At 62.1% G+C, this 12,751-nt stretch carries 6 protein-coding genes; 3 read left to right on the top strand and 3 right to left on the bottom strand.

Annotated features, from left to right (window positions below):
- Nucleotides 1–6: 6 nt before the first annotated feature.
- Both SJI03_RS12540 and SJI03_RS12535 read left to right on the top strand, forming a co-directional pair.
- Nucleotides 7–2,682 carry a TonB-dependent receptor gene (locus tag SJI03_RS12540; protein WP_322427405.1) on the top strand — a complete coding sequence of 892 codons (2,676 nt, stop codon included), beginning with the start codon at nucleotides 7–9 and terminating at the stop codon, nucleotides 2,680–2,682.
- A gap of 357 nt (nucleotides 2,683–3,039) precedes the next feature.
- Entirely contained in the window at nucleotides 3,040–5,886 is a 2,847-nt protein-coding gene (locus SJI03_RS12535; RefSeq protein ID WP_322427404.1) for a TonB-dependent receptor, read from the top strand.
- A gap of 74 nt (nucleotides 5,887–5,960) precedes the next feature.
- Here SJI03_RS12535 and aroG read toward each other — a convergent pair whose 3' ends face one another.
- Nucleotides 5,961–7,025 carry a 3-deoxy-7-phosphoheptulonate synthase AroG gene (gene aroG, locus SJI03_RS12530; protein ID WP_086146852.1) on the bottom strand — a complete coding sequence of 355 codons (1,065 nt, stop codon included), beginning with the start codon at nucleotides 7,023–7,025 and terminating at the stop codon, nucleotides 5,961–5,963.
- A gap of 506 nt (nucleotides 7,026–7,531) precedes the next feature.
- Between aroG and SJI03_RS12525 the strand changes: the two genes are divergently transcribed.
- Nucleotides 7,532–10,378: a TonB-dependent receptor gene (locus SJI03_RS12525; protein ID WP_322427403.1), complete on the top strand. Its 2,847-nt coding sequence runs from the start codon at nucleotides 7,532–7,534 to the stop codon at nucleotides 10,376–10,378.
- Between the two features lie 70 nt (nucleotides 10,379–10,448).
- Here the strand turns inward: SJI03_RS12525 and tldD are convergent, their stop codons facing one another.
- Nucleotides 10,449–11,909 (bottom strand): metalloprotease TldD, encoded by a 1,461-nt coding sequence (gene tldD / locus SJI03_RS12520; protein ID WP_322427402.1) that lies wholly within the window; start codon nucleotides 11,907–11,909, stop codon nucleotides 10,449–10,451.
- Nucleotides 11,910–11,930: 21 nt separating this feature from the next.
- Complete coding sequence (locus SJI03_RS12515; protein WP_099379394.1) at nucleotides 11,931–12,731, bottom strand: carbon-nitrogen hydrolase family protein; 801 nt, start codon at nucleotides 12,729–12,731, stop codon at nucleotides 11,931–11,933.
- Between the last annotated feature and the right edge of the window lie 20 nt (nucleotides 12,732–12,751).

The following is a 12,751-nucleotide window of genomic DNA, read 5'->3' as shown; positions in this document are numbered from 1 at the left end:
TGTCAGATGATGCCAACCCGCAGTCCCTCCCCTACCTTGCGCCTGCTGTGCGCAGCCTTGCTCGGCGCGTATGGCCATGCGGCCATGGCGCAGGACACCGACACAGCCGGCACGCCCGCCATGCAGCGCGTCGAAGTCACCGGCTCCTCCATCAAGCGCCTCGTCGCGGAAACGGCGACGCCCTTGTCCATCTTCAAGGCCGAGGATTTCGCCAGACAGGGCTTGACGACAGCCCAGGAAGTGCTCAGTAAAATTCCCTCGAACGCGTCGAGCATGGGCAGCGGCAATGCCGTCGGCGGCAATACCAGCGGCTTGCCCACGGGCGGCCAGGCCAGCGCCGACTTGCGCGGACTGGGCGGCGACAAGACCCTGGTGCTGCTCAATGGCCGGCGCATCGCCAACCATCCGTATGACGGCGCCAGCGTCGACCTGAACATCATACCCATCGCCGCCCTGGAAAGAGTCGAAGTGCTGCGCGACGGCGCCTCGGCCATCTACGGCACGGACGCCATCGGCGGCGTCATCAACTTCATCACGAAGCGCTCCGTCAACGTCACGAACATCACCGCCGAAATCATCGCCCCTCAGCACAAGGGCGGCGACGAGCACCGCCTCAACCTGTCGACGGGCTTTGGCGAGCTCGACATGGATGGCTACAATATTTTTGGCGTGCTCGACTATCACAAGCAAGAAGTGCTGACCTCGCAAGACCGCGCCTTCTCGGCCACCGGCATCATCCCCTCGCGCGGCCTGTCCATTACCAGCGGCACGACTTTCCCCGGTAATTACTTCGATGCGGCGGCCAACGGCGGCAAGGGCCTGGCCGGCAATCCCTACGCGGCCAGCGGCTGCCTGCCGCCGCTGTCGGTGCCGGCCGTGCCGGCGAACGGCACTTGCCGCCAGGATTACACGCGCCAGATCGACGACCTGCCGGCGCAGGAACAGCTGGCCTTCTTCGGCAAGGGCGCCTTCAAGCTCGGCGGCGGCCACCTGGCCACGGTGGAATACCTGCATTCGGAAAACAAGGTGAAGGCACGCACGGCGCCGCCGCCGCAAACAGGCTTGATCCTGCCCAACTCCAGCCGATACTATCCGGGCAATGCGGGCGGTGTGCCGGCCCAGCCGGGCTTGTCGGGCCAGCCCCTGAGCGTCAACTGGCGCCCCGTGGAAGCGGGCCAGCGGCAGATCGATTCCACCGGCAAAGCCGACCGCCTGGTGCTGGCGCTGGAAGGGGAACTGGCGGGCTGGGATTACAAGACGGGACTGAGCCATGCGATCAGCAAGTCGTCGGAGAAATTTACCAACGGCTATGTGCAGGATGCGAGCTTTGCCGCTGGCGTGCTGAACGGCATCCTGAACCCGTTTGGCGTGCAGGATGCCCCCGGCAAGGCTTACCTCGACAGCACGGCCCTGCGCGGCGAAGTGCAGAACGCCAGGGTCACCACCACGGGCTTCGACCTCAAGGGCAGCCGCGACCTGATGCAGCTGGCCGGCGGCCCGCTGGCCATCGCTTTGGGCGGCGAAGTGCGGCGCGAAAAGGCCAACTTCAACGTCAACCGCGACATCGCCGGCCAGGCCGCCAGCTCCGGCTTGTCCGGCTCGCTGTCCAAACGGGGCGCGCGCACCATCCAGGCCGTCTTCGGCGAAATCAACTTACCGCTGATCAAGGACCTGGAAGTGCAGCTGGCTGCCCGTTTCGACCATTACAGCGACGTGGGCAGCACCACCAATCCCAAGCTGGCCCTGCGCTACCAGGCCAGCAGCGCGCTGGTGCTGCGCGGCGCGGCCAGCACGGGTTTCCGCGCCCCCACCCTGTTTGAAAAGAATGCGCCACCGTCGAAGAACGATACCAACGATAGCTATGACGACCCGATTCTGTGCCCCGGCGGCGTGCCGCAACCGGGCGCCAACCCCTTGCGCGATTGCGACTTGCAGCAGTTCAAGCTGCAAGGCGGCAATGCAAACCTGAAACCGGAAAAATCCACCACCTTCGCCTTCGGCCTGGTGCTCGAACCGGTGAAGGAAGTGACCGTCGCCATCGATTACTGGAACATCCATTTGAAGGACAAGATTGCCTCCTTGCCCGAGCAATCGATCTTCGGCAACTACGAGAAATACAAGGCCTTGTTCCTGCGCAATCCCGACGGTTCACCGTACGCCATTCTCGACCTGAACGACAACCTTGGTGAAGTGAAGACTGATGGCGTCGACGTCAGCCTGAATGCGCGCCTGGGACGCGGCGCGTATGGCGATGTCAGCGTCTCGGTCGATGGCACGTGGATCCGCAAGTACGACTACCAGAACGAACGCAACGGCGCCTTCATCGCCAACGTGGGCCGCTATGCCGACAACAATCCCGTATTTCGCTGGAAGCATACGGCCGCGCTGAACTGGCGCAAGGGCAACTGGGGCGCCACCCTGTCGCAATCGTTCAAGTCCGGCTACACGGATCAGAACCAGGTGGATCCGCAGTACCGCCACGATGTGCCGTCGTACAGCCTGCTGGGACTGTCGGGCAGTTATGCGTGGAAGGGCTTGCTCCTGACGGCCGGTGTGAAGAACCTGCTGGACAGGGAGCCACCGTTCTCGAACCAGGGCACCCTGTTCCAGAAAGGCTATGACCCGCGCTACACGGATCCGATCGGGCGCGCGTATTACCTGCGCGGCAGCTATACGTTTTAATGGGAAAAGTTCAGGTCGAAAGATAAAACAGGCAGCGCTGGCAACAGCGTGCCAGCGACAGAAAAGCGGCGCCATCAGCGATGATGTGCGCCGTTTTATTTTACGCATCTGAGCAAGTCTGACAAGGGTTCACGATACTTTATTGCTGAAGGATTATAAAAAAAACAGGAAAATGTTGCATTTCATCCAAAAAGTCCGCGCGAAATTGACAATCTGAATCGTGAATGTTTTGATGAGGGCCCTGAAAATTTACAGAATTTTCATTGGTGGATTTGTAAAAAGGCAAATAAATTGTTGGCGAGCAACAAGTTATTTCAAAATAATTGCCGCCTTTATCACAATAACAAGGAATTTCAGATGATGATAGAAAATGTAATATCGCGGTCGCTGCGCCTGATGTTTGCAGGCGGCATGGCCCTGAGCATGCACGCCGCGTATGCGCAAGAAACAACAGATGGCACCATGCAACGCGTGGAAGTCACGGGTTCGAGCATCAAGCGCATCGCTTCCGAAGCGTCGCTGCCGGTGCAGTCGTTCAACCAGAAAGACATCAAGAAAACCGGCGTCACCACGGTGACCGATTTCATTCAGCAAATTCCTGCGATGCAGGGCTTCTCCGTGGCCGCCGATTCGGTTGGCGGCGGCGGCGGCGGCGTCACCACGGCCTCGATTCACGATATCGGCGCAGCCTACACGCTGGTGCTGCTGAACGGCCGCCGCGTGGCGCCATCCAATTCCGGCACCACCATCGACCTGAACTCGATCCCGCTGTCGGCCATCGAGCGCGTGGAAGTGCTGACGGACGGCGCCTCGGCACTGTATGGCGCCGACGCCATCGCCGGCGTGGTCAACTTCATCCTGAAAAAAGGCGCTTCGCCGCTGGAAATCAATGCCAAGTACTCGCGTCCTGAAGAATCGGGCGGCGCCAGCAACTCGATTTCGATCAGCAAGGGCTTCGGCGACATCGACGACGATGGCTACAGCATCTTCGTGTCGGCCAGCCATGACGAACAAAAATCGCTGAAAGCATCGCAACGCAGCTTCGCGAAAAGCGGCATCATCAATTTCAACGATCCGAAGACCGGCAAGGCGCTGCAATTCATCAACGGTTCCTCGCGTTCGGCCCCTGGCAACGCTACTGTCGATTACAACCGCACCGATCCGCTGACTGGCGCCGTGGTCATCAATCCGAAGACCGGCACGCCATTCGTCGATAGCGTCAACCTGAACCCGTACGCATTGGCCCATGGCGGCAAATGCGCCGCCAGCAACATGGATTTCTATGGCGACGGCAACTGCTATTTCGATTCGCCATCGACCATCGAAATCAATCCTGAATCGAAGCGCGACGCCATCTTCAGCTCGGGTACCGTCAAACTGGGCAAAACCGGCTTCCAGGGTTTCTATGACCTCGCTTACACCGAAGCGCGCGTCATCGCCAGCATTGCGCCGTACCCGGCCGATTTCTCCGTCGACGTCGGCTCGCCGCTGTTCAACAAATACCTGGCACCAAACCTGACGCCAGCGCAATTGGCCAACGCCACGGGCGCCGTCGCCAAATATCGCCTGTCGGAAATGGGCAACCGCGTCTACAACTACGGCACCAAAGCCACCCATATCGTTGCCGGCGTCGATGGCAATGCATTCGGCTGGGACATCAATTCCGCCGTGACCTACTCGAAAAACAAGCAGACGCAACAATACGTCAGCGGTTTCCCCCTGTCGGACAAATTCGATGCGCAATTGGCTGATGGCAACATCGACCCGTTCGCCTATCCTGTAGGCTCCATGCCGGACGCCATGCGCCAGGCACTGATGGGCACGGGCTTCAGCGGTACCTACAACACGCAAACCGTGGAAATGAAGGGCATCGATGGCCGCGCTTCGCGTCCTGTGTTCTCACTGCCAGGCGGCACGGCCATGCTGGGCGTGGGCGCCGACTACCGCAACACCTCGTACAAGGTGCAACAGGCGGACGTGGCCAAGCAGGCGCAGATCCTGTTTGACAATGCGCAAGTCGACAGCGAATACGCACGCGACAATGCGGGCGCCTATGCCGAACTGATGCTGCCGATTTCGAAAAAGCTGGAAATGACCGGCTCGCTGCGTTATGACCAGATCGGCGCCATCGACAACAAACTGACGGGCAAGACGGTAGGCAAGAAGGAAAACGCCACCACCTGGAAAATCAGCGGCAAGTATTCCGCGACCAAGAGCCTGATGTTCCGCGCCGCTGCCGGTACCGGCTTCCGCGCCGCCAGCATGCAGGAAATCGCCGGTCCGCTGGAAGACTGGGGTGTAACCGGTGGTAACTATCAATGCCCGCTGACCGCAGCGAACGGCATGGGCGGTCACCCGCTGGCCAACTATTGCGAAGGCGTGGTACGCCAACAGTTCGAAGCCTTCCAGGGCGGCAATCCGGAATTGAAACCGGAAACGTCGAAGCAGTGGAGCATCGGTACCGTGTTCGAGCCGATCGACAGCCTGTCGATGTCGTTCGACCTGTGGAACGTGCAGATCAACGATCAGGTGACCTCGGTCTCCGAAGGCTTGATCTTCAACAATCCAGCCAAGTACGCCGACCTGTTCACCGTCAAGCACATCACCTCGACGGGCAAGGACGTGCTGGCCGTCAAGCTGCTGCCAATCAACATTGGTAAAGTAGAAAACCGCGGTATCGACTACGACTTCACCCACAAGATGAAGCTGCTGGACGGCCGCCTGACGAGCCGCCTGATGGGTACCTACCTGCTGCGCTCGCGCTACACGACGCCAGGCACGAATGATCAATGGGAAACCAGCCTGAATCGTTACGGTTCGAACGACAAGGTCAGCTTCCGCAACATCATCCGCGCCACCACCACGTTTGAGACGGCCAAGTTCACGCATACGCTGAGCGCCAGCTATCGCAATGGCTACACCGACAAGGAACAGACTGAAAAAGGCTGCGCCGTGATCGTCGCCGGCAGCCCAGGCGAATGCTATGGCATCCAGTTGGAAGTGCCGAGCTACACCACCTTCGACTTCCAGACGGCTTACCGTCCGCTGAAGAACGTGGAAGTCACGGCTGGCATCCTGAACCTGTTCGACCGCGATCCGCCGTTCACCCTGCGTAACACGGGTTCGCATCAAGTGGGCTACAACCCATCGTACTCGAGCGCCCTGGGCCGCCAGTTCTACCTGAGCGGTTCCTACAAGTTCTAAGCTCACCTTGAGCTGAAAACTGAAAAGCCCGGAAAGCGTAGCTTTCCGGGCTTTTTTTCATGCTGCGCGGCACTTTATTCCGCGTCGCCCTGCAAGCGGCGCTGCTTGACGGCCGCCGCCAGGTTTTCCAGCACGGCCACGCTGGCGCTCCAGTCGATGCAGCCGTCCGTGACGGACTGGCCATAGATCAATTCCTTGCCTGGAATCAAATCCTGGCGCCCCGCCACCAGATGCGATTCCACCATCACGCCGACGATGCGGCCATCGCCGCCTGCCACCTGGCTGGCGATGTCGGCGCACACGGGGATCTGGTTTTCCGGTTTTTTCGAGCTGTTCGCATGCGAGGCGTCGATCATCAGGCGCGCCGCCAGGCCTTGTGCGGCGATGGCCTTGCACGCCTCGTCCACGCTGGCCGCGTCATAGTTCGGGGTTTTTCCGCCGCGCAAGATGATGTGGCAATCCTCGTTGCCATTGGTCGAGACGATGGCCGAGTGGCCGCCCTTCGTGACGGAAAGAAAATGGTGCGGCTGCGAGGCGGCCTTGATGGCTTCCACGGCGATCTTCACATTGCCGTCCGTGCCATTCTTGAAGCCGACGGGACAGGACAATCCCGACGCCAGCTCGCGGTGCACCTGCGACTCCGTCGTGCGCGCGCCGATGGCGCCCCAGCTGATCAGGTCGGCGATGTATTGCGGGCTGATGACGTCGAGGAACTCGGTGCCGGCCGGCAAGCCCAGCTCATTGATATCGCGCAATAGTTCGCGCGCCATGCGCAAGCCGTCGTTGATGCGGAAGCTGTTGTCCATGTATGGGTCGTTGATCAGGCCCTTCCAGCCCACCGTGGTGCGCGGCTTCTCGAAGTAGACGCGCATGACGATTTCCAGTTCACCCGCGAAACGCGCGCGCTCCTTGACCAGCAGGCGCGCATATTCCATCGCCGCCTTGGTGTCGTGGATGGAGCAAGGGCCGATCACCACCATCAGGCGGTCGTCCTGGCCATGCAGGATACGGTGCAGGGCAATGCGGGCGCTGGCGGCGGTCTGTTCGGCTTGCTCCGAGCAGGCGAATTCGCGGATCAGGTGGGACGGCGGGGTCAGTTCCTTCATTTCGCGAATACGCAAATCATCGGTGCGGGGCATCATTTTCTCCAAAATTTAAGGAAGGGTAAAACATCTGGGTAAAAAAAAACCGCCATCAGTGGCGGTTTTTTAGAATTTGCTGGGATCTCGTTTTGCTGCTACGTGAACCGACCGCTACTCCACCGCCTTTGGGTTGGAATTGCTAAAGTAAAAATAAGCGGTAAAAAAGTGGCGAGCGAACATGCGAGTCATCCGTAAGTGATGAACGACTATAAACCTAAATTGCAAGGGTTGGCAAGCATATTTGTCGGCAAAGCCGCATACTGCCGCCGTTTTACACTGCATAAGCCGCAAAAAAGCATAAAAAGTTGCGCGCCGTGAATCTCGCTGTGACGCTGCACCGGGCGCCACCGCTGTGCTCGTCGTGGCAACCACGCCACGCCAGCCATTCTATCGACGACAAGCAGGACACTCCTTGATCTAGATCTACTCCCGGCATCGCCGCACGGACAAAACTCAAGGACGTATCGACGACCTTTGACTGCCTGACCTTTCCGGAGAACCGCATGATCCCTACACCATCCTTGCAATCCGCCGCCTTTTCACCACCCGGACTGGGCCTGGCGCTGGCCAGTGCACTGCTGAGCTTACCCGTCCTGGCGCAGGACGCCGCGCCCATTGCCCGCGTGGAAATCACCGGCTCGAACATCCGCCGCGCTCAGGCGGAAACGGCGTCGGCCGTGCAAACCCTGAGCGCGGCCGACATTGAAAAATCGGGCAAGTCCAGCGTGGCCGAGCTGCTGCAAACCCTGGCTGTCGACAACCAGGGCTCCGTGCCCACCACCTTCGGCAACGGCTTTGCCGCCGGCGCCTCCGGCGTGTCGCTGCGGGGCCTGGGCACGGCCTCGACCCTGGTGCTGCTGAATGGCCGCCGCGTCGCGCCGTATGGCCTGGCCGATGATGGCCAGAAAGTGTTTGCCGACCTGAACATCATTCCACTGGAAGCGGTGGAACGGGTGGAAATCCTCAAGGATGGCGCCTCGGCCATCTACGGTTCGGACGCCATCGCCGGCGTCGTCAACGTGATCCTGCGGCGCGACTACCAGGGCACGGCCATCAAGGGCAATTACGGCAAGACGAAGGAGTGGGACGGGCGCGATGCGCGCGCCGCCATCACGCACGGCTTCGGCGACATCGACAGCGACCGCTACAACGTGCTGCTGAACCTCGATTACAGCGAAAAGGCCGCCATCTGGAACCGCGACCGGGCCGGCCGGGGCGCCGTCGGCCGCAGCGACTTGCGCGACCTGGGCTTCAGCGCGCAGGAGTCGCTCAGCGGCGCGGGCGCCATCACCACCAACAATGCGGCCGGCAGCGCCGTCAACGGCAATGTGCGCAATCCCGACACGCTCGACTACTACAACCGCGGCAACCTCGCCGGTGCGGGCTTTACGCGCACCTTCCCCGGCGCCGCCTGCGGCAACTTCACCACGCATCCGCAGGGCGATCCGGGCGGCGGCTGCCTCACCGATGCTGCCCAGCAATACGGCCAGATCCAGCCAAAGCAGAAGAACATCAATTTCTTCGGCCGCGCCACCTGGCAACTGACACCGGCCCTGCAGACATATGCCGAACTGAACGTGTATCACAGCGAGTCGCACTCGGCCACCACGCCCTCGACGGTCAGCGGCTCGGTCGGCTACCCGGGCGGCCCCGTCAGCAATGCAGGCGTATCGCTGGGCGCCGCCCACCCCGACAATCCGTATTTCGGCACGGCGGCACGGCTGCGCTACCTGGCGGCCGATGTGGGGCCGCGCCTGTCGGAAGTGACCTCCACCTTCACGCGCTTTGTCGCCGGCATCAAGGGCACACTGGCGGGCTGGGATATCGACAGCGCCTTGCTGTACTCGCAAAACAAGGTGTCGAACGACCTGGACGGCTACCTGCAGCGCGACGTCGCCTTCGCCTTGCTCAATCCCACTGCCGGCAATGTGGCGGCGGCCAGCCTGAACCCCGCGTATGCGGCCCTGCCGGCCGGCAGCCTGTGGCGCATCGCCGAAAACGCGGGTCTCAATTCCGCCGAACTGTACGCGGCCCTGTCGCCGCGCATCTCGAACGATGCCAAGACGCATATCGCGCAAATCGACTTCAAGGCCAGCCGCGAAGTGGCCAAGCTCGACGGCGGCGGCCTGGGCGTGGCCGTGGGCGCGGAATTCCGCCACGAATCGACGGAACTCAAGCCCACCACGGGCACGGAACGGGGCAATATCATTGGCCTCGGCTATTCCGCCTACAAGGGCAGCCGCAATGCCTCGGCCATCTATGCCGAGGTGCTGGCGCCTGTGCTGAAGACCGTGGAACTGTCGGGCGCCCTGCGCGCCGACCATTTCACCGACGTGGGCAATTCCTATACGCCGAAAGTGGGCGTGAAATGGACGCCCGTGCGCGAACTGGCCCTGCGCGGCACCTTCGCCAAGGGTTTCCGCGCACCCAGCGCGGCAGAAAACGGCGTCGGCGGCCTGGCCGCGTTCTCCACCGCCAGCGACCCGCTGCGCTGCGCGCTGGGCGTGGAAGTCGCTTGCGATCCGGCCTCCATCGCCGTCATCACCTCGCCCAATCCGAATCTGTCGCCCGAGCGTTCGCGCAGCTATTCCGTGGGCGCCGTGTGGGATCCACTACCGCGCACCAGCATTTCCGTCGACCTGTGGCAAATCCGCCGCAAGAATGAAATCAACCAGGAGCAAACGGACACGGCCATCGCCGAAGGCCATGTGGCGCGCGACCCGTCGACGGCTACCGGCATCGCCGGCGATCCGGGCGCCATCACGGCCGTGCTGGCCAACTATGTGAATTCGGCGCAAACGACGGTGCGCGGCATCGATATCGACGCGCGCCAGCGCTTCAGCCTGGGCAGCGACTATGGCAGCCTGGTGTTCGACCTGAAATGGACGCATCTATACAAATGGCTGCGCACGGAGCAGGACGGCACGCAGCGCGATTTTGCGGGCACGCATGGCAATTGCGACGTGTCCAACTGCATGGGCACGCCGGACGACCGCATCAACCTGGGCGCCACCTGGGAACGCCAGAACTGGCGCGTCACGGCCAACATCAACTACCGCGCGCCGCTCGATAACGTGCTGTTCAAGAATGACCCGGACGGCTGCGCCACACATTTCGCCGATGGCACGGACGCGCCGCGCGGTTGCCGCATCGCCTCGTTCACCACGGTGGACCTGACGGCCCGCTGGCTGGCCACGCCCAAGCTGGAAGTGTTTGCGACGGTGCAAAACCTGTTCGACAAGATCGCCCCGCTCGACCCGCTGACCTATGGCGCCACGGGCTACAACCCGCTCGACTACGCGGGCGCGGCTGGACGGTTTATCAGTGCAGGGGTGAAATACAAGTTCTGATATGCGTCAAAGTACCGGACGTGCCGGGCATTTCAGGAACTGCAGGCTCCTGAAATGCCTGCTTCAGCACTTACGCCGTACCGCCGACGGTAATACCGTCCAGGCGCAGGGTCGGCTGCCCCACGCCCACGGGCACGCTTTGCCCTTCCTTGCCGCACACGCCGACGCCCGAGTCCAGGCGCATGTCGTTGCCGATCATGGAAACGCGGTTGAGCACGTCAGGGCCGTTGCCGATCAGGGTGGCGCCCTTCACAGGGCAGCTGAGCTTGCCATTTTCGATCATGTACGCTTCGCTGGCCGAAAAGACGAACTTGCCATTCGTGATGTCGACCTGGCCGCCGCCGAAGTTGACGGCATACAAGCCGTTCTTGACGGATGCGAGGATCTCGCCCGGATCCTTGTCGCCGCCCAGCATATACGTGTTCGTCATGCGCGGCATGGGCAGGTGGGCGAACGATTCGCGGCGCGCATTGCCCGTCACGGGCATCTTCATCAAGCGCGCATTCATGGTGTCCTGGATGTAACCCTTCAGGATGCCGTCCTCGATCAGGGTCGTGCATTGCGTCGGGTTGCCCTCGTCATCGATATTCAGCGAGCCGCGCCGGCCCGCCAGCGTGCCGTCATCGACCACGGTGACGCCCTTGGCGGCCACGCGCTCGCCGATGCGGCCCGAAAACGCGGACGAACCCTTGCGGTTGAAATCGCCCTCCAGGCCGTGGCCGATCGCTTCGTGCAGCAGGATGCCGGGCCAGCCCGGTCCCAGCACGATGGTCATGGGGCCGGCGGGCGCCGGGCGCGCTTCCAGGTTCACCAGGGCCGAATTGACGGCGTCCGTCGCGTATTGTTCCAGCACGGCATCGCTGAAATAGTCATAGCTGAAACGCCCGCCGCCACCGGCCGAGCCCGTTTCGCGGCGGCCATTCTGTTCCGCGATCACGGTCAGCGAGACGCGCACCAGCGGACGGATGTCGGCCGCCAGCACGCCGTCGCTGCGCAGCACCAGCACTACATCGTATTCACCGGCCAGGCCCGCCATCACTTGCACCACCCGGGGATCTTTCGCCCGCGCCATCTTTTCCACGCGTTCAAGCAATTGCACCTTGGCCGTGGCGTCCAGCGAGGCGAGCGGATCGTTGGGCAGGTACAAGGAACGTCCACCCTGCGGCTGCATCTGGCCCGCAATCTTGATTTTGCCGGCGCCGGCGCGCGCAATCGTGCGCGTGGCCGCCGCCGCTTCCAGCAGGGCCCGCTCGGAAATGTCGTCGGAGTACGCAAACGCCGTCTTGTCGCCAGACACGGCGCGCACGCCCACGCCCTGGTCGATGGAAAAACTGCCCGTCTTGACGATGCCCTCTTCCAGGCTCCAGCCTTCGCTCCTGGTCGACTGGAAGTACAGGTCGGCATAGTCGACCTTGTGCGTAAACATCGTGCCCAGTGCTTTGAGCAGCTTGTCTTCGTCCAGGCCAAACGGCGTGAGCAGGATATCGCGCGCCACGGCAAGGCTGGACAGATTGGGTTCAAATGGGATCATGGCTCTTTCTCACAATTCAATTCACATCGTCCGATGCGCCAGAGCCGGCAGCGACTCGCGCACGCCGGCCAAAAACAGCAGGTCGATCTCGCCGCTGACCACGCCCTCGCCTTCGGGCAACACGGCTTTCACTTCGCCCCACGGGTCGATCAGCATACTGTGGCCCCAGGTGCGGCGGCCGTTCGGATGCAGCCCGCCCTGCGCCGAGGCCAGCACATAGCACTGGTTTTCGATGGCACGCGCACGCAGCAGCACTTCCCAGTGGGCGCTGCCCGTCGTGTGGGTAAACGCGGCCGGCACGACGATCAGTGCGCAATCGCCCATGGCGCGGTACAGTTCGGGAAAACGCAGGTCATAGCAGATGGACAGGCCGACCCGGCCGAACGGCGTCTCGATCGAGCGCACCTGCGCGCCCGGCACGATGGTGCGCGATTCATTGTACGACTCGGCGCCGCGCGTAAAACCGAACAAATGAATCTTGTCGTAGCGGCCCGCCGGTTCGCCTTGCGGGTCGTACACCAGCGTGGTATTGAGGACCTTGCCCTCTTCGCCGGAAATCAGGGGCAAGGTGCCGCCGATCAGCCAGATGCCATGCTGGCGCGCCATCTGCGCCATGCCATCCTGGATGGGGCCGCTGCCGGGCTGTTCCGCATGGGCCAGCTTGTCCGTTTCCTGCTTGCCCATGATGGCCCAGTATTCGGGCAGCACCACCAGTTGCGCGCCAGCGGCGGCGGCCTGCGCCACCAGGCGCCGCGCCGTGGCCAGGTTGTCTTCCACGGAAGGCGAGGAAATCATTTGTACTGCTGCGACTGTATGCATCATTGCCACCTTTTCTCCATTCG

Origin of the sequence: Janthinobacterium sp. GMG1 (assembly GCF_034427795.1) — a bacterium.
Classification (GTDB): Bacteria; Pseudomonadota; Gammaproteobacteria; order Burkholderiales; family Burkholderiaceae_D; genus Janthinobacterium.
This window is presented reverse-complemented; position numbering and strand designations above follow the sequence as displayed.

Excerpts from the sequence above, each read along its gene's own strand:
- SJI03_RS12540 (WP_322427405.1), top strand. The coding sequence starts at position 7 with ATGATGCCAACCCGCAGTCCCTCCCCTACCTTGCGCCTGCTGTGCGCA.
- SJI03_RS12535 (WP_322427404.1), top strand. The coding sequence starts at position 3,040 with ATGATGATAGAAAATGTAATATCGCGGTCGCTGCGCCTGATGTTTGCA.
- aroG (WP_086146852.1), bottom strand. The coding sequence starts at position 7,025 with ATGCCCCGCACCGATGATTTGCGTATTCGCGAAATGAAGGAACTGACC.
- SJI03_RS12525 (WP_322427403.1), top strand. The coding sequence starts at position 7,532 with ATGATCCCTACACCATCCTTGCAATCCGCCGCCTTTTCACCACCCGGA.
- tldD (WP_322427402.1), bottom strand. The coding sequence starts at position 11,909 with ATGATCCCATTTGAACCCAATCTGTCCAGCCTTGCCGTGGCGCGCGAT.
- SJI03_RS12515 (WP_099379394.1), bottom strand. The coding sequence starts at position 12,731 with ATGATGCATACAGTCGCAGCAGTACAAATGATTTCCTCGCCTTCCGTG.